Here is an 18340-nt window from a genome sequence, read left to right as displayed (position 1 = left end):
GATTGCAATCCTCGATCATGCGTCCGGTACGGCCTGGAACGGGGCTTCTTTATCCGTACGTTCCTTGTTGCCCCAGGCGGCGACACCGACCTTGAGCGCATAGAACAGGATGCTGAAGACCACGAACAGGAACAGCGCCGTCAGCGTTGCGTTGGTGTAGGCGTTCCAGATCACGTGCTGCATCTGGTCGATGCTCTTCGCCGGGGCGAGGATCTGGCCATTGGCCAATGCATCACTGTACTTCTTCGCCAGCGACAGGAAGCCGATCGCCGGGTTGGCGTCGAACAGCTTGATGAAGCCCGCGGTGGTGGTGCAGATCAGCAGCCACACGGCCGGCAGCATGGTCACCCAGATGTAGCGCTGGCGTTTCATTTTGATCAGCACAACGGTGGCAAGCATCAGCGCGATACCGGCCAGCATCTGGTTGGAGATACCGAACAGCGGCCACAAGGTGTTGATGCCACCCAGTGGGTCGATCACGCCTTGGTACAGCAGGTAACCCCACATCGCCACGCAGCCTGCGGTCGCGATCAGGTTGGCGGTCCAGGACTCGGTACGTTTGAGCGCCGGAACGAAGGAACCCAGCAAGTCTTGCAGCATGAAACGACCGGCACGGGTACCCGCATCCACTGCCGTGAGGATGAACAGCGCCTCGAACAGGATCGCAAAGTGGTACCAGAACGCCATGGTGTTCTCACCCGGCAACACGCTGTGCAGGATCTGCGCGATCCCCACTGCCAAGGTCGGCGCACCACCGGCACGGGCCAGGATCGTGGTTTCTCCGATGTCATGGGCGACCGCCGTCAAGGCTTCCGGGGTAATTGCGAAGCCCCAGCTGCTGACGGTTTGCGCCACAGCCACCACATCGCTACCCACCACGGCAGCCGGGCTGTTCATGGCGAAGTACACGCCAGGCTCGATCACCGATGCGGCAACCATCGCCATGATGGCCACGAACGACTCCATCAACATGCCGCCGTAACCGATGTAGCGCGCGTTGGTTTCGTTATCCAGCAACTTGGGCGTGGTGCCCGAGGAGATCAGCGCGTGGAAACCCGAGACCGCGCCACAGGCAATGGTGATGAACAGGAACGGGAACAGGCCGCCCTTCCACACCGGGCCGGTGCCGTCGATGAATTGGGTCAGGGCCGGCATTTTCAGCTCTGGCATGGTGACCAGGATGCCGATCGCCAGGGCGATGATGGTGCCGATTTTGAGGAAGGTGGAGAGGTAGTCACGCGGTGCCAGGATCAACCACACCGGCAGTACCGCAGCGACGAAACCGTAGCCGATCAGCATCCAGGTGATCTGGATGCCCGTGAAGGTGAAGGCCTTGGCCCAGACCGGGTCAGCGGCAATCTGCCCGCCCAGCCAAATGGAACCCAGCAGCAACAGCACGCCGATGATCGAGATCTCGCCGATGCGGCCCGGACGGACGTAACGCATGTACACGCCCATGAACATCGCGATCGGGATGGTCGCCATCACGGTGAAGATGCCCCATGGGCTCTCGGCCAGGGCCTTGACCACGATCAGCGCCAGCACCGCGAGGATGATGATCATGATCAGGAAGCAGCCGAACAGCGCGATGGTCCCCGGGATACGCCCCATTTCTTCGCGGACCATGTCCCCCAGGGAACGGCCGTTGCGACGAGTGGACAGGAACAAGACCATGAAGTCCTGCACCGCACCGGCCAGCACCACGCCGGCAATCAGCCAGAGCGTGCCGGGCAGGTAGCCCATTTGCGCCGCCAGCACCGGGCCGACCAGCGGGCCTGCACCGGCAATCGCCGCAAAGTGGTGACCGAAAAGGATGTGTTTGTTGGTCGGCACATAGTCCAGACCGTCATTGTTGAGCACTGCGGGGGTGGCCCGTCGTGGATCGAGTTGCATCACGTTATTCGCGATGAACAGGCTGTAGTAGCGGTATGCAACCAGGTAGATGGCCACCGCAGCGACCACAATCCACAAGGCGTTGATCGCCTCGCCGCGGCGCAAGGCCACTACGCCCAGGGCGCACGCTCCTACGATTGCCAGCACCAGCCAGGGTAGGTGGCGTAGCAGGCTATTATTATTTTTCATTTTTATATTCCAGCCAGGGTGGACAGAAAGGACAGCCATCCCGAGTTTAGCGCTGTTGGCTTCAAAGACCACCCCCCTACGTTGGTCTAGAGCCTTGCCATCGCAAAAAAAGCAGAAATAAAAGCCGGGTGATGGCGCAAGGCTACAATCCTTCTATTCACAGAGGGTTTAACCAATGACCGAGCAACCGTCTGACCGCCGCCGTTTTCGACGTATCGCCTTTGATGCCAGGACGACCATTGCCCAGGACAGCTGGAATTCGCCGGTGCAACTGGTGGACTTGTCGCTGCACGGGTTGCTGGTGGAGCGCCCTGACGACTGGCGAGGCAATGGCAAGCGCCTATTTGACGTGGATATCCGGCTGGACCCACAGGCGCATATCAAGATGCAGGTAAAGCTGGCCCATGACGATCACGGGCAGTTGGGTTTTGTGTGCAAGGAAATTGACTTGGAATCGATCAGCCACCTGAAGCGGCTGGTCGAACTGAACCTGGGCGATGAGGATGAGCTGCACCGCGAACTGGGTGCATTGCTCGAGGTTTAGCCTTCAGGGAAACGCCGTACGCACCGGGAAGTCGCCTTCCGACTCCCAGAAGCCGGCTTTCTGAGTCGACGCAGCCTGCCACAGGCCGTCGGCAAAACGGTAGGTGGTGTAACGGGTGACAAAGTCTTCGTCGCCGTCACCGTCCATGAAGGACGACACTTGCAGCAGTTCATCCACGCCGCCAGCGGCGGGCGTCGCAGCTTGCCACGCCGCCTTGCCGGTCTGGGCCAGGGTCAGTGGCTTGACCTTGCCATCGGTGCCTTTGAAATCCATTGGTTTGAGGTGTTGTGTGGCGGGCATCAGCAGTTGCGTGGCCGGGCCGCTGTAGCTGCCCATGGGCGCGGTCTGGTCGATGGTCAAAAAATACACAGGTTGCGGCAACCCCTTGAGCGGCGCCTTTTTGAGTTCAGCCAGCGGGTAGCCGAGGTCTTCGTGGGCGATCACATCGCCGGAAGCCGACACCAGCCGCACCTGGGCTTCCAGCAGCGGGTTTTCCACCAGGTCGCCGGGCTCGTCGAAGGAGTCCTCATCGAGCCCGTTGCCCCAACTGTCCTTGTGCAGTTGAGCGCTGATGCGCTGGTCCTCCAGCACCTGCAGGACACTGCCGTCCTCCGTCGCCAGCTTTTGCGCCAGGCGGTAACCCGCTGGCAGTTCAGCCCATGCCAACGCGGGCAACCCGGCCAAGGCCACAAACAGGGCGAGCGCGCCCCAGTATTTCGAACGTTGCATGGCATCCCTCCCTGGTTTATTCAAAAAGTGCATCCAACGCCTGCTCCAGGCGCGTGACAGCAATGATCTGCAAGCCCGGCGGCGACTCCTTCGGCGCGTTGCCCTTGGGCACGATCGCGCGTTTAAAGCCATGCTTCGCCGCTTCTTTCAACCGTTCCTGACCGCTCGGCACCGGGCGCACTTCGCCCGACAGGCCCACCTCGCCAAACACCAGCAGGTCGTGAGGCAACGGTTTATTGCGCAGGCTGGACATGACCGCCGCCATCAACGCCAGGTCGGACGCGGTCTCCAGCACCTTGACCCCGCCGACCACGTTGAGGAACACGTCCTGATCGTGGGTCGGAATGCCGCCGTGACGGTGCAACACCGCGAGCAACATGGCCAGGCGGTTCTGATCCAAGCCCAACGTCACGCGGCGTGGGTTGGCCAAGTGGCTGTCATCGACCAGGGCTTGCACCTCCACCAGCATTGGCCGGGTGCCTTCCCACGTCGCCATCACCACACTGCCCGGGACTTCTTCCTGAGCACGTGTGAGAAAAATCGCCGAGGGGTTGGAGACTTCTTTCAAGCCCCGGTCGGTCATGGCAAACACGCCCAACTCGTTCACTGCACCGAAACGGTTCTTCACCGCCCGTAGAAGGCGCAGGCGACCGTCGGATTCGCCCTCGAAATACAGCACGGTGTCGACCATATGCTCCAGCACCCGTGGCCCGGCCAGCGCGCCCTCTTTGGTCACATGGCCCACCAGGAAGATCGCCGTGCCACTCTGCTTGGCATAGCGCACCAGCAGTGCCGCACTTTCGCGCACCTGGGACACGCCGCCCGGCGCCGATTGCAGTTGTTCGGTGAAAATCGTCTGAATCGAGTCGATCACCATCACCTTGGGCTTTTCGATACGCGCCGTGGCGATGATGCTTTCAATGCAGGTTTCGGTCATGACCCGCAGCTGGTCCTGGGGCAGGCCCAGGCGCCGGGCGCGCATGGCCACTTGTTGCTGGGATTCCTCACCGGTGACGTACAGCGCCGGCATGCGGCTGGCGATGCTGCACAGGGTCTGCAGCAGGATGGTCGACTTGCCGATGCCCGGGTCGCCGCCGATCAACACCACCGAGCCGTCCACCAGGCCGCCGCCGAGCACTCGGTCCAGCTCACCGGAAGCGGTAGAGAAGCGCGGGATTTCTTCGACGCTGACTTCGGCCAGGGTCTTGATCTGCGCCTGCTGCCCGGTCCAACCGGCACGGCCGGTGGGGGCCGCGGCGCCACCGCTTTCGATCATGGTTTCAGTCAGGGTGTTCCACGCACCGCACTCGGTGCACTGGCCGGCCCACTTGGGAAAGGTCGCGCCGCACTCCGTGCAGCCGTACATGCGCTTGGCCTTTGCCATTTGAGAACCTCCAACCGAAAAACCGCGATGATAGCTCAGCGCGGCGCCGGGGTCCGGATTTCACCACTGGCCAATCGTGAAGCACTGTTGCCGATCGGGTCTTCGGCATTCAGGTCGGCGCCCTTGGCCTTGAGGGCATCGAGCAGCTCGACCCGCTTGAACAGCCCGGCGTACATGGCGGCGGTCTGCCCGGCACCGTTGCGCTGGTCGGGGTTGCAGTCGGTGGCCAGCAGGCGCTGCGCGATTTTCAGCTCACCCTTGAAGATCGCGCCCATCAGTGCGGTGTTGCCGCGCTTGTCCTGCACACAGGCGTCGGCGCCGGCGCTGAGCAAGCGCTCCACGAACGGACCCTGGCCGTGGTAGGCGGCGAGGATCAGCGCGGTGTAGCCCTTGTCGTCTTGGGTGTTGAGGCTGTAGCCGGACTCGATAAAGGTGTTGAGCATGTCGAGGTCGCCACGGCGGGCGGCGTCGAAGTAATAATCCTGCAGTTGTGCCTTGAGCTTCGCAGGGTCGGCAGGCTCGGCCCATGCGCCGAACGCCAGGCAAGCCAGCACGGCGCCCATCAAGATTCGCATCACACATCCTCCGTAAAACACGCCCTTTGTAGGAGCCGGCTTGCCGGCGATGAGGCCCTTGAAGATTGCATATATTTCAACGGCGCCATCGCCGGCAAGCCGGCTCCTACAGGGGTGTGGGGTTAGTCGGTGAGTTTTTCGGCCAGCGCCTTCACGCGTGCCAGGTCGCCCTTGGCCACTTTGGTCACACCGGTGCCGTATTCCGGGTCCGCCTTGTAGAGGAACGACAGGATGATGTGCTTGCTCTCGTCATCGGTGCTGGCCAACGAGCCGCCAAAGTTTTCGATCAAGTCCTGGCGCTCTTTCTTGCTGTAGCTGCGGTAAAGATCACCGGCCTGCTTGAAGTTCTGCTCACGCTGGATCTTCGCCTGCTGGGTGCTGCCCGACAGCGGCGTCTGGCTGTAGCGCGCGGTTTGCGGTTCTTCCCGCGGTTCCAGGCGACTTGGCTGGTAGTTCACGCCGCTGGTGGTCTTGCCGATGTTCATCGCGCCATCTTGGTTACCGTTGTTGACGGTCACCCGGGGAGCGTTGATCGGCAGTTGCAGGGCGTTCGGACCCAGGCGGTACATCTGGGTGTCGGCGTAGGAAAAGACCCGACCTTGCAGCAGGCGGTCTTCCGACGGCTCGATGCCCGGCACCAGGTTGGCGGGGGCCATGGCCACTTGCTCGGTTTCCTGGAACACATTCGCCGGGTTGCGGTTCAGGACCATCTGCCCCACTTTGCGCTCGGGCACATTCGGCCAGATCTTGGTGGCGTCCAAGGGGTCGAAGTCGAACTTGGCCAAGTCCTCAGGCTTGAGCACTTGCACATACAAGTCCCACTTGGGGAAGTCGCCCTTGTTGATATGGGTGACCAAGTCATGGGTCATATGGCTGTAGTCACGCCCCTGTACGTCGGTGACTTGTTTGGGGTCCAGGTTCTTGATGCCTTGCAGGCTCTTCCAGTGGAACTTGACGTAGTGCACTTCACCCTTGGCGTTGATCAACTTGTAGGCATGTACGCCGTTGCCGTCCATTTCCCGGTAACTGGCTGGCGTGCCGGAGTCGGAGTACAACTCGGTGAGCGTGCGAGTGGCTTCCGGAACATGGGAGAAGAAGTCGAAACGGCGCGAGTCGTCATCCAGGTTAGTGCGCGGGTCTGGCTTGAACGCATGGACCATGTCCGGGAACTTGATGGCGTCGCGGATAAAGAAGGTCGGGAAGTTGTTGCCCACCAAGTCCCAGTTACCTTCGGCGGTGTAGAACTTAGTGGCAAAGCCGCGTGGGTCACGCAAGGTTTCCGGCGAATGGTTGCCGTGGACCACCGCCGAGAAGCGCACGAACACCGGGGTGGCTTCGCCAGCGGCGAACACCTTGGCCTTGGTCAGGTCGCTGAGCGAATCGGTGACCGTGAAGGTGCCGTGGGCGCCGGTGCCACGGGCATGAACCACACGCTCCGGGATGCGCTCGCGGTCGAAGCGCTGCAGTTTCTGGATCAGTTGCACATCTTGCAGCAGCACCGGGCCGTTGGCGCCGGCCGTTTGCGAGTTCTGGTTGTCGCCAACCGCCGCGCCGTTATCGCGGGTCAGGTTGGCGGCTTGCACAGAGAGGGACAGCAGGCTGGCGGTGGCCAATGCCAGCGCGACTCGCGCGGATACAGGCCTGCGACTCATGGGGGTCTTCATCGAGGTTTCCTCTGGTTTTTTTAATGCACATTCAGTTGTGCTTGCCAGAGGCTAGTGACCCGAACGCCGGAAGATAAATAGAAAAGCCGTACCAACCCGATTGATAAAATAAGATGGTAAGCCACTGAAATGGCGGCTATTTCGCGCGCGATTGGTGGCACTTTGCAAACTATTTGCGATTTAATGTGTCGATAAAAATCAACAGTGTTAACAGTTGTGTCGGGCAAGCCCTCTACGACTGACTTACACTGACCTCCACCCTTCTCATCTGTAACAAGGAATAACCTATGGGCGTGATCAGTGAGTTCAAGGCCTTCGCGGTCAAAGGTAATGTGGTCGATATGGCCGTCGGTATTATCATCGGCGCCGCCTTCGGCAAAATTGTTTCCTCGTTTGTAGGCGATGTGGTGATGCCGCCACTCGGCCTGCTGATCGGGGGGGTGGACTTTGGCGATTTGGCGATAACGCTCAAGGCAGCACAAGGTGACGCTCCGGCGGTGGTACTGGCCTACGGCAAGTTCATCCAGAGCATCATTGACTTCGTGATTATTGCGTTCGCCATCTTCATGGGCGTGAAGGCGATCAACCGCCTGAAACGTGAGGAGGCCGTGGCACCAAGCCTGCCGCCGACGCCGACCAAGGAAGAAGTGTTGCTGGGCGAGATCCGCGATCTGCTCAAGGCACAGAATGACAAGCCGCGCCTGTAAAGACCGGCTTGAGAAAAAGGCGCCTGCTGGAGGCGCCTTTTTTATTACCAGTAGTTTTCCACCGCCACCTGGCCGGGGCGCCGGCTCAAACTCAGGTTCATACCGCGCTGCTTGAGCAATTGCCGTGTGTCATCGACCATCTGCGGGTTGCCGCAAATCAGCACGCGGGAATGTTCCGGGGTCAATTCGACGCCGGCTGCACGCTCAAGCTCGCCATTTTCGATCAGTGTGGTGATGCGCCCATTCAAGGCGCCAGGGTGCTGCTCACGGGTGACAATCGGGATGTAGGTGAGTTTGTGCGCGTACTCAGCCAGGTATTCACGCTCGCCCAACGACTTGATCAGCGTTTGATACGCGAGCTCCTTGGCTTCCCGTGCGCTGTACACGAGGATGATGCGCTCGAATTTTTCCCAGACTTCAAAGTCCTGCAGGATCGACAGGAAGGGCGCCACCCCGGTGCCGGTGCCCAGCAGCCAAAAGTCGCGCCCATCCACAAAGCGGTTCAGGGTCAGGAAACCCGTGGCCTGGCGCTCCACCATCAAGGTATCGCCCACCTGCAAGCGGCTCAGCTCGCTGGTGAATTCGCCGCCCGGAACGACGATGGAGAAGAAGTCCAGATGCTCATCAAACGGTGAAGACACCAGGGAATAAGCGCGCCACACGGTACTGCCATCGGCCTTGGTAACGCCCAGGCGTACAAACTGGCCAGCCGTGAACCGAAAGCCGGAGTCGCGGGTTGTGCGCAAGGTGAACAGACTAGGGGTCAGCGATTGCACATCGAGCAAGGTTTGGCGGGTGAATTTCTCAGCACTGGCCGTCATGGGGAACTCCGTTTTGCACAGGCCGCTAGTGTCCCTCAAAGCGGCGCCCGCAAACACCGCTGTTTTGTACTGGCATTGTGGCGTTCAGGGTTTCTCCGGCCCTTTGAGTGGATTTGCGTAACTTTTTTGGAACAGTAATAGACAAACAGTCAAAACTAATCATTTCGCTATTAGGAAGGTCGGAATAATTCGCTAAATGTTGCTGGACACTTGTTAGCTATCACTTTGGCACTAGCGGTAAACCATTAAAATAAAAAGATTTTTCTCGAAGACTGAATAATTCGTACCAAAAGCAACGCGTTGTACAAGGCATAAGCCTCTAAAGCCAAGTTATCCATAACTTTTTTTCACCAGCGTCAGTAGGCTATGTCCTACACTCAATTTCGTGCTGCTTTGGGGGATTAGGACGTACCCAAGTCACGGAGAATCTATGGAGATTTACCCATGCTTAACTGGCGCAACACACGGCTCCCCAAACTGGAAGGCGAGAGCGAGATCACCAGTGTGTTTGAAATGGTTGTCAACCACACCTACGAGCTCGGCTTCCAATTCTGCTCATTTACGATGAGTTCCCAATTACCTAAAAATCAAACTGAACCCATCCAGATAAACAATTACCCCAATGAATGGAACACGATTTATAAGCAAGCGCACTTCTATGATGTAGACCCCGTTGTAGGCCACTGTAAACGTTGCGTGCTTCCGATTGTCTGGGAGGAAAAAGCCTTCCATGCCACGCCCAACTTGTGGGACCTGGCGCAATCGTTCGGTGTGCACTTAGGCTGGAGCCAATCGGTCCACGACTTCCAGGGCGTATTCAGTATGTTGACCTTGGGGCGCGGCGAAGGTGATGTCAGCCTGGAAGAACTTTACGAAAAAGCCGGCCAGGTGTTGTGGATGTGCCACGCGATGCACGCGGTGGTCGCACAAAAATACGCAGACAAGCCCGCTCCACCGCCCCCCAACAAGCTATCGCCCCGAGAAACTGAGATTCTTAAATGGTCGGCCATGGGCAAGACCGCCGGGGACATCGCGACGATTCTTTGCCTCTCGGAACGTACGGTAGGCTTTCATTTGAAAAATTCTTTCATCAAGTTAGGGGTCAATAACAAGATTGCAGCTGTGCTCACGGCCTCGAAAGCAGGCTTGTTTTGAGTGTCCTATCAATCGCCGCATGTAATTACACCGAAAAAAAAGTAACATTTGCAGCCAATTCTGAGTGTTGACGCAGTGCTTCAAGCGCCGCTTCGCAGTTCACTCCGACGGTTCCGCCAGCGCCTACGCAGCCGGCCGAACACTCATCGATGACCCAGAGCCTCCCCCGCCATGCCCCTGCTCGACAGCCCCTTCGCCCAGCTCGATCTGATTCGCCAGCCAGAGCAACACAACGACCCCTTGCAGGCCTTCGATGCGGCCGACGAGTATTTGCTCAGCTACCTGGCCGAACAGCAGCCGGCAACCACAACCCGTGTGCTGGTGCTCAACGACAGTTTTGGCGCCCTGGCCGCCAGCCTCGAGGGGCACGTGCAGGTCACCTCCAGCGGCGACTCATTCCTCGCTGCCCTGGGCCTGGAGAAAAACCTGGCACGCAACGGCAAGGCGTTTGACGCGGTCACGTTCGTCCCGGCGAGCCAGGTGCCGAGCGGACCGTTCGATCGCGTGCTGATCCGCGTACCCAAGACCCTGGCACTGCTGGAGGAACAACTGATCCGCCTGCAAGGCCAATTGGCCCCGGGTGCCGAAGTGATCGCCGCGGGCATGGTCAAGCACCTGCCACGGGCCGCGGGTGACTTGCTGGAACGCTACATCGGCCCGATGCACGCCTCCCTGGCGGTGAAAAAGGCGCGGTTGCTGATCGCGACCCCAGCGGATCGCCCAACGGCGGTATCGCCCTACCCGACGCGTTATGCCCTGGAAGCACCGGCCATCGAGCTGCTCAACCATGCCAACGTGTTCTGCCGCGAAGGCCTGGACATCGGCACCCGTGCCTTCCTGCCCCACCTGCCCAAAAACTTGGGCAGCGCCCGCGTGGCGGACCTGGGTTGCGGCAATGGCGTATTGGCGATTGCCAGCGCCCTGCACAACCCCGACGCGCAGTACACCCTGGTGGACGAGTCTTATATGGCGGTGCAATCGGCCGCCGAGAACTGGCGTGCCGCGCTAGGCGAGCGCGAAGTGAGCGTGCGCGCCGGCGATGGCCTGGCCGGCCAGGAACCTCAATCGCTGGACGTGGTGCTGTGCAATCCGCCGTTCCACCAGCAACAGGTGGTGGGTGATTTCCTCGCCTGGCGCATGTTCCAGCAAGCCCGGGAAAGCCTGGTGGTCGGTGGTGCCCTGTACATCGTGGGCAACCGCCACCTGGGCTATCACACCAAGCTGGCGCGGTTGTTCCGTGGGGTCGAGCAAGTCGCCACCACGCCGAAGTTCGTGATCCTCAAAGCGCGCAAATAAAAAAACCCTGCCTTTCTTGCGAAAGGCAGGGTTGAAAACCGGGCCGCGAAGCCCGGATCGGGATGTCAGTGGGTGGTCAGGCCGGCCGCATTCATGAACATGCGCATCAGGCTGGCCACGATAAACAGGGCCAGCACGCTGCCGGTCCAGATCATCGCCAGCCACCCCAGGCGCCGCCACAACGGCTGTTTCTCGGCCTGTTCAATCTCGTGCAACGAAGGTTTGCCCGTCATGTCGCGACCCTCCTAGTGGTAGCCGTCTTCGTGGGTGACCTTGCCGCGGAACACGTAGTAGCTCCAGAAGGTGTAGCCCAAGATGAACGGGATGATGAATAGCGTGCCCACCAGCATGAAGCCCTGGCTCTGCGGTGGCGCGGCGGCGTCCCAGATCGATACCGATGGCGGAATGATATTCGGCCACAGGCTGATCCCCAGGCCGCTGTAGCCGAGGAAGATCAGCACCAGCGTCAGCAGGAACGGCGTGTAGTGCGCATTGCGCGCCACGGCGCGGATCAACCCGTACATGGTCACCAGCACCAGGATCGGCACCGGCAGGAACCAGAACAGATTCGGCAAGGTGAACCAGCGCGAGGCGATTTCCGGGTGCGCCAGCGGCGTCCACAGGCTGACGATACCGATCACGGCCAACACCACGAAGGCCAGGGGCCGCGCCAGGTTGTGCATCTGTTCCTGCAGCTTGCCTTCGGTCTTCATGATCAGCCAGGTGCAGCCGAGCAAGGCATAGGCCACCACCAGGGCCACACCGCAGAACATCGTGAATGGCGTAAGCCAGTCCAGGGAGCCCCCGGCAAACTGGCGATCGACCACCGGGATGCCATCGATAAAGGCGCCCAGCGCCACGCCCTGGAAGAACGTCGCCGCGAGCGAGCCGCCGATGAACGCCTTGTCCCACAGGTGACGCTTGTGGTCCTTGGCCTTGAAACGGAACTCGAAGGCCACGCCGCGAAAGATCAGCCCGATCAGCATCAAAATCAGCGGCAGGTACAGCGCCGACAACACCACCGAATAGGCCAGCGGAAACGCACCGAACAACGCCGCGCCACCGAGTACCAGCCAGGTTTCGTTACCGTCCCATACCGGGGCGACGGTGTTCATCATCACGTCACGGTCAGTCTTGCCCGGGATGAACGGAAAGAGGATACCGATGCCCAGGTCGAAGCCGTCCATGACCACGTACATCATGATGCCGAAGATGATGATCACGGCCCAGATCAGCGGAAGATCAATACCCATCTCAATGCCCCTTGTGCTGGATGTGGGTGTGGTCGTCATCGCTGTCATCGTCTGCGGCAGACAGCGGACGGGCCGGCGTGCGTTTCTGGCCGGGGCCACCGTGGGTTGGCTCTGTGCCTTCATGGGTTACAGGGCCTTTGCGCACCAGGCGCATCATGTAGCCCAGGCCTGCACCAAACAGCGCGAAATACACCACCACGAACAACACCAGGGTGATCGTCATCTGCGCCAGGCTATGCCCCGATGAAGCATCCGCCGTGCGCATCAACCCGTAGACCACCCACGGCTGACGGCCGATTTCGGTGGTGAACCAACCGGCGAGAATCGCGATCAGGCCAGACGGGCCCATCCACAACGCCAGGTACAGGAACGGCTTGGACGTGTACATCTTGTCGCCCCGGCGCAGCCACAGGCTGAACAAACCGGTGAAGATCATCAGGAAGCCCAGGCCGACCATGACCCGGAACGACCAGAACACAATGGTGGAATTAGGACGATCCTCAGGCGGGAACTCCTTGAGCGCCGGCACCTGTTTATCCAGGGAGTGGGTCAGGATCAGGCTGCCCAGGTAGGGAATCTCCACCGCGTATTTGGTTTTTTCGGCCTTCATGTCAGGCCAGCCGAACAGGATCAGCGGCGTTGGTTCGTTACCGATGTTTTCCCAGTGGCCTTCAATCGCAGCGATTTTCGCCGGTTGGTGCTTGAGGGTATTGAGGCCGTGGAAGTCACCGATCACTGCCTGGATGGGCGCAACGATGAGCGCCATCCACATCGCCATCGAGAGCATCTTGCGGATCGCCGGGTTGTCCTTGCCGCGTAGCAAGTGCCAGGCCGCCGAAGAGCCGACAAAGAACGCGGTGGCCACGAAGGCCGCCGTGGCCATGTGCGCCAGGCGATACGGGAACGACGGGTTGAAGACCACTGCAAACCAGTCAGTCGGGATCACGCGCCCATCAATGATCTCGAAGCCCTGGGGCGTCTGCATCCAGCTGTTGGACGACAGGATCCAGAACGTCGAAATGAGCGTACCGACCGCAACCATCACGGTGGAGAAGAAGTGCAGGTTGCGCCCCACCTTGTTCCAGCCGAACAGCATCACCCCAAGAAAACCGGCTTCAAGGAAGAAGGCCGTGAGCACTTCGTACGTCAACAGCGGCCCGGTGACGGCGCCGGCGAAGTCCGAGAAGCGGCTCCAGTTGGTGCCGAACTGGTAGGCCATGACCAAACCGGAGACCACGCCCATACCAAAGTTGACGGCAAAGATCTTCGACCAGAAATGGTAGAGGTCACGGTAGGTGTCGTTGTGGGTCTTGAGCCACAGGCCTTCCAGTACCGCGAGGTAACTGGCCAGGCCGATAGTGATCGCCGGGAACAGGATGTGGAAAGAGATGGTGAATGCGAATTGAATTCGGGCGAGATCTAGCGCCTCCAAACCGAACATAAGTCTTCCTCTGTCAGGTAATACCGGCTGCTGGCTGGGAGCCTGCACCCACTGCCCCCACGGATATGGAGTGTGGCGAATTCAAATTCGTTTCTTTTTTAACCAACCACGTAGGGAATCTGGCCTTGCGGCCGCCAGAGCAATCCCCGCGTGGGTTTTGATCTGGATCAAGCATTGCTGAAAGAGTAGTCCTAATTTTGACGTAGGACGGCGTGGTCTTTTGCCGCGTGACAGACTGCCTCAGCTCAGTTGTTGCAACTATCTGTTACAACTTAATGATAACCTCGGCGCTCCCTCCGGCCCTGATCTGAACCTCCGATGCCTAGTGAACCCGCGTTGCTGTTGCGTCACCACCGCCCTTTCATCGCGTTCTGGCTGGCGCGCATCTTCACCGCCAGCGGCTTCCAGATGCTCACCGTGGCCATCGGCTGGAACCTCTACCAACTGACCGGCAATGTGTTGGACCTGGGGCTGGTCGGCCTGGTGGAATTTGTGCCACGCGTGCTGTTCATGCTGCACACCGGGCATGTGGCCGACCGCTACGAGCGGCGCAAGGTGGCGGCCATCTGCCAGACCGTGCAGGCGTTGATCGCCCTGAGCCTGGCCATTGGCGGCCTGACCGGCAACGTGACCCGCGAGATGATCTTCATCCTCGCCTTCCTGCTGGGCGCCGCACGCTCCTTTGAAATGCCCACCACCCAGGCGCTGCTGCCCAGCATCGTGCCGACCGCACTGTTTCCGCGTGCGGTGGCGTCGTCGCAATCGGCCCAGCAACTGGCGACCATCGTCGCACCGGCCCTCGGCGGCCTGCTCTATGCGTTCGGCAGCGTATGGGTCTACGGACCCACCGTGGCGCTGTACCTGATTGCCTGCGTGCTGACCCTGAACCTGCCTGCGCGCCAGACGCCGTTGAACAAAGCCAAGGCCACCCTGGACTCGCTGCTCGCCGGGATTCGCTTTATCCGCAGCCGCCCGGACATCCTCGGCGCCATCTCCCTGGACCTGTTCGCCGTGCTGCTGGGTGGCGCCACTGCGCTGCTGCCGGTGTTTGCCAAGGACATCCTGCTGACCGGCGCCTGGGGGCTGGGCCTGTTGCGCTCGGCGCCTGCGGTGGGGGCATTGTTGATGTCGCTGTGGCTGGCGCGGTTCTCGGTCGACCGCCAGGTGGGCCGTGTCATGTTCACGGCGGTGGGTGTGTTTGGCGTGGCAACCATCGCCTTCGGCCTGTCGACCTCGTTCTGGTTTTCCCTGGCCGTGCTGGTGGTACTGGGCGCAGCGGACATGATCAGCATGGTGATCCGCGCATCGTTCGTGCAATTGGAAACACCGGATGAAATGCGTGGGCGGGTCAGCGCGGTCAACGGCCTGTTTATCGGCGCATCCAACCAATTGGGCGAGTTCGAGTCGGGCATCACGGCCCACTGGTTCGGCACCGTGCCGGCTGTAGTGATGGGCGGGGTTGGGACACTGCTGGTGACTGGGGTGTGGATCAAGCTGTTCCCGACACTGGCCAATCGCGACCGCATGCATGTGCCGAAGGGGGAGGAAAAAACTTAAACACCGTTTCACCAGCGCCATGGCTACGCCCTATATCAAAAGATGAAAAGGCTGACAGTGGCACAGGAACCCTTCTTACTTCGCAACCACACAAAAGGAAACCTTTGCCGCCAAACACATCCGGATTACAGCCATGCACGTCAGATCCGGGGCTTTGCCCCCTCCCACCAACACTCATCTGCCACTGCCCACGCACACGCGCCTTAAACGCACTGTTGATGAGGCTCCAAGCGCCCAGAACACTGTCGGTGATAACCCCAGGCTCGATAAAAACATCGGCACGGGTCAAAAAGTGACAGTACCCGTCGATGTAGGCCCGAACCCCAGCGTTGACCCCGCCACGGTGGAAATCAACGAGTCATTCAAGTCGGTCTCGCAAGAAGCCTCCATTTTCCTGAAAAAGAAATTCGCCGAAATGGCAGCAAAGGCACAGACCCCTGCCGAAAAGGAAAAGTGGAATATTGACCCGGATAACACCTACCTGGTCACGTTCGACTACAACACCCAGGGCAAAGCCCCTTACCCGGCGAAAGTCCTCAAGAGGATCTCGCTCACCCAGGCGCTTATCACCAACGCACAAGATACGCCAACGGGAAAAGGCTACTTGGTGCCCTTCTACCCAGGGGGACCAGAAGTAATCGTCAAGCCTGAGATTAAAACCGAGAAACCTGGCGTGTTTGACTTCTCAAGCCGCTTCAACCCAAACAGTGAAAAATCTGACATCACCCATACCTATCAAGGGATTTACATTGAATCCCCTGAGTCAGTTGCCCCCGTCTACAACGGTGGCAACCAGAGTTTGATCACACCGGAGGAGTTCAAGAAACTGATTTGGAAGGCCGACTTTCAAACGCCCTACACGACGTTTCTGGACACTTTCTGGAACACTCACAAAGAAAAATACCCGACGTTAGCCAAAGCTTCCTTCGCCAAATCAGCCATGGCCCAGCACCAGGAGGGTAGCCTCACCGACGAAGGCCGGAAGTTGGTTCTGCGGGCTGTCGGTTTGCCAGACAGCCAGACATCCTGGCCGGATATCACAATTGAGCAACTGCAGAAAAACCCACCGAAGGACCCGAATATTGAAGTTGGCCTGCTCAAGATTGGCGACTATCAATCCACCGACCTGGTTTACATCACAGATACCAAAGTCAGACTGGATGCCAACGGAAACAAGATCCCACCGCTGACGCTGCTTTACATTCCAGGGAATTCATCGCCCATTCACACCTTCAGTAGCCAGGCTGAAATGAAGACATGGCTCGCCAGCCAACTGGCTGATCCGATGAAACGTGCAGCGCTGGCCGCGCATTTCCCCCTTAAGGACAAACCCAACGGCTACGCCCGGGCAGGGATAGACGAGACACTCGCAGGGCTCGGGACTTGGCCGGAAAAACGCGAGACACCCGGCGGTTTGCTTTCCTATGATCATCGGGCATTTTCCGGTTTCTGGAACCCGCAGGAGTTCATCACGACAGAGCCCAGCAACTTACCCTTCGAGGAAGTCGCAAAACGCCAAAAGGAGCGCTCCTACTCCGACGCAGCCACCGAAATAACCACTGATGCAGACGTCAATAAAGAACATGTCCTTGCCGGCGTCGACAAGGCAATGAAAGCGGCGCTATTTCTCGCGCCGCTGGCGTTGGTCATGCCAGAAGTCGAATCGGCGCTGAACCTCTTCTATCTGGCTGTTGGGGCAACCGAAGGCGGTATAGGCGTCGACGATAAAATAAAAGGCAAACCAAAGGGCAATGAGCGAATCATATTCGGCGTATTCAATGCCGGCTTGGTAGTGCTCCCCCATATTGTGAAAGCGGGCAGCGCTGGCGAAGGTGTTGCCAATGAAATCAAACAGCCGAAAGTCACAACCGACACAGAGACCGTGCCGGAAAGCGGCGAGCAAACGCCACCTGCGCCTGAGCATAAAATTGAACCGAGTGCTAATCCTCAGCCAGGCATTGAGTCTAACGATATCAAGGACTACGCCGTGCAAGACGGTGAACAACTGATCTCCGGCGTTAAACCAAATGCCAAAGGTATCTATCAAGTCAAAGGTCCCCTTGGCGAAGACCGATGGTTGATCAAAGTGAGCCATGACGAAAAAACCACCCGAGTATTTGAGATTCAGAGCAGTTTTAAACTGGGAGGCGATACCGTCGAGATCATCGACCCCTTCACCCGAAAACCGGTGATGACCGCACGTAATATCGGTGATGAGACGTGGGAAGCCGTTCGCGGCCCGGGGGGAATAAAATTCCCGTGGCAAACGAAAGGCGCCGGGAACCAAGCATTTGACCCCGGCGCCTATGAGTACCCGGCCTCAGGCGAGCCTTCAACGTCGAAGGTCACGGACAAGATTGATAAAAAGCTGAAAGCGGATGCCAACGACTATCACAAAACCGCAAAAACCAAGCCGAGGCCTGCTCTTGCCGAGTTGCCTAGAAATGCCTCGCCCAAAGAGGTGATTGACACGGTTTACAAGAAATCTTCCGGGATGGTCCTTGGCGAGGATCATTCCCAGCCCTCCGGCTTGCAGTTTTTGATTGATAACGCAGGCGAGTTCAAGAAGAACCAAGTGACCACCTTGTATTCCGAAGGGTTCGATCACTCGCTTCAACCCGACCTGGACCACTTTTTCGAAACCGGTGAGTTCTCGCCTGCCCTGCGCAACAATCTGAAGCTCATTGACCGCGCTCATGCCGGCCACGGGCGCTACACCAACAGAGACCTGCTGTTGACGATGCGAAAGCATGGCATACGGGTCAAAGCTATCGATGTGCCCTCCGTGGAGCCCAAGACCACCCGCCTTAAAAACATGAACTATTACGCGAGCAGTGTCATTAATGCTGACCAGGCCAGCCAACCACAAGGCAAGTGGGTTGCAAGGGTTGGCAGTGATCATGTGTCCAGTTATGACGCAGAACCGCCTATACGAGGCATTTCAGAGCTCACAGGCGCAAGCGGTGTAAGCCTCGACGAGGCAGCCCCCAACCAGGGCACCTCGGTCACTCAGTCACGAGACAGAACAGAGCTTTTCATCGACCTGAAAAAACCTTGATAGTGGGTGGGAGTCACCCCCGATTCTGGCGAAGCCAGGCATTCGATACTTCCCTCCCGCCCCCCATCAGCACG

General features: G+C 59.2%; 15 protein-coding genes. 6 read left to right on the top strand and 9 right to left on the bottom strand.

Annotated features, from left to right (window positions below; translation table 11 throughout):
* Window positions 1–15: 15 nt before the first annotated feature.
* The gene (locus tag HX803_RS05415) at window positions 16–2082 is read right to left on the bottom strand and encodes a carbon starvation CstA family protein (RefSeq protein ID WP_178919504.1); all 2067 of its coding nucleotides are present in this window, start codon (window positions 2080–2082) and stop codon (window positions 16–18) included.
* 175 nt (window positions 2083–2257) lie between these two features.
* Between HX803_RS05415 and HX803_RS05410 the strand changes: the two genes are divergently transcribed.
* A complete protein-coding gene (locus HX803_RS05410) occupies window positions 2258–2626 on the top strand; it encodes a PilZ domain-containing protein (protein ID WP_178919502.1) in 369 nt (122 codons plus the stop codon).
* A gap of 3 nt (window positions 2627–2629) precedes the next feature.
* On the opposite strand, the gene HX803_RS05405 is transcribed toward HX803_RS05410, so the two are convergent.
* The 4 genes from HX803_RS05405 to katB form a co-directional block, all read right to left on the bottom strand.
* On the bottom strand, window positions 2630–3355 hold the full coding sequence (locus HX803_RS05405) for a hypothetical protein (RefSeq protein ID WP_178919500.1): 726 nt from the start codon (window positions 3353–3355) through the stop codon (window positions 2630–2632).
* 16 nt (window positions 3356–3371) lie between these two features.
* On the bottom strand, window positions 3372–4739 hold the full coding sequence (radA, locus tag HX803_RS05400; protein ID WP_176998461.1) for a DNA repair protein RadA: 1368 nt from the start codon (window positions 4737–4739) through the stop codon (window positions 3372–3374).
* Window positions 4740–4774: 35 nt separating this feature from the next.
* Entirely contained in the window at window positions 4775–5314 is a 540-nt protein-coding gene (locus HX803_RS05395; RefSeq protein ID WP_178919498.1) for an ankyrin repeat domain-containing protein, read from the bottom strand.
* Window positions 5315–5436: 122 nt separating this feature from the next.
* Window positions 5437–6978 (bottom strand): catalase KatB, encoded by a 1542-nt coding sequence (gene katB / locus HX803_RS05390; protein WP_178919496.1) that lies wholly within the window; start codon window positions 6976–6978, stop codon window positions 5437–5439.
* A 287-nt stretch (window positions 6979–7265) separates the two neighbouring features.
* On the opposite strand from katB, the gene mscL reads away from it, so the two are divergent.
* The gene (gene mscL / locus HX803_RS05385; protein WP_178919494.1) at window positions 7266–7685 is read left to right on the top strand and encodes a large-conductance mechanosensitive channel protein MscL; all 420 of its coding nucleotides are present in this window, start codon (window positions 7266–7268) and stop codon (window positions 7683–7685) included.
* A gap of 44 nt (window positions 7686–7729) precedes the next feature.
* On the opposite strand, the gene HX803_RS05380 is transcribed toward mscL, so the two are convergent.
* Window positions 7730–8506, bottom strand: a complete 777-nt coding sequence (locus tag HX803_RS05380) for a ferredoxin--NADP reductase (protein ID WP_178919493.1) — start codon at window positions 8504–8506, stop codon at window positions 7730–7732.
* A 444-nt stretch (window positions 8507–8950) separates the two neighbouring features.
* Between HX803_RS05380 and HX803_RS05375 the strand changes: the two genes are divergently transcribed.
* Entirely contained in the window at window positions 8951–9661 is a 711-nt protein-coding gene (locus HX803_RS05375; protein ID WP_178919491.1) for a LuxR family transcriptional regulator, read from the top strand.
* A 171-nt stretch (window positions 9662–9832) separates the two neighbouring features.
* Complete coding sequence (locus HX803_RS05370; RefSeq protein WP_178919489.1) at window positions 9833–10957, top strand: class I SAM-dependent methyltransferase; 1125 nt, start codon at window positions 9833–9835, stop codon at window positions 10955–10957.
* A 65-nt stretch (window positions 10958–11022) separates the two neighbouring features.
* Here HX803_RS05370 and HX803_RS05365 read toward each other — a convergent pair whose 3' ends face one another.
* Genes HX803_RS05365 through HX803_RS05355 form a run of 3 tightly spaced genes read right to left on the bottom strand, consistent with a single transcriptional unit; the run spans window position 11023 to window position 13651 of the window.
* Window positions 11023–11190 carry a DUF2474 domain-containing protein gene (locus HX803_RS05365; RefSeq protein WP_178919488.1) on the bottom strand — a complete coding sequence of 56 codons (168 nt, stop codon included), beginning with the start codon at window positions 11188–11190 and terminating at the stop codon, window positions 11023–11025.
* 12 nt (window positions 11191–11202) lie between these two features.
* Complete coding sequence (gene cydB, locus HX803_RS05360; protein ID WP_176998469.1) at window positions 11203–12210, bottom strand: cytochrome d ubiquinol oxidase subunit II; 1008 nt, start codon at window positions 12208–12210, stop codon at window positions 11203–11205.
* Between the two features lies 1 nt (window position 12211).
* Complete coding sequence (locus tag HX803_RS05355) at window positions 12212–13651, bottom strand: cytochrome ubiquinol oxidase subunit I (protein ID WP_178919486.1); 1440 nt, start codon at window positions 13649–13651, stop codon at window positions 12212–12214.
* Window positions 13652–13969: 318 nt separating this feature from the next.
* Between HX803_RS05355 and HX803_RS05350 the strand changes: the two genes are divergently transcribed.
* Both HX803_RS05350 and HX803_RS05345 read left to right on the top strand, forming a co-directional pair.
* The gene (locus HX803_RS05350) at window positions 13970–15208 is read left to right on the top strand and encodes an MFS transporter (protein ID WP_178919484.1); all 1239 of its coding nucleotides are present in this window, start codon (window positions 13970–13972) and stop codon (window positions 15206–15208) included.
* A 133-nt stretch (window positions 15209–15341) separates the two neighbouring features.
* The gene (locus HX803_RS05345) at window positions 15342–18266 is read left to right on the top strand and encodes a membrane-targeted effector domain-containing toxin (protein ID WP_178919482.1); all 2925 of its coding nucleotides are present in this window, start codon (window positions 15342–15344) and stop codon (window positions 18264–18266) included.
* Window positions 18267–18340: the final 74 nt, after the last annotated feature.

This window comes from Pseudomonas sp. P7548 (assembly GCF_013386585.1).
Classification (GTDB): Bacteria; Pseudomonadota; Gammaproteobacteria; order Pseudomonadales; family Pseudomonadaceae; genus Aquipseudomonas.
Note: the sequence above shows the minus strand (reverse complement) of the source record. Positions and strands in the feature narration are given on the sequence as shown.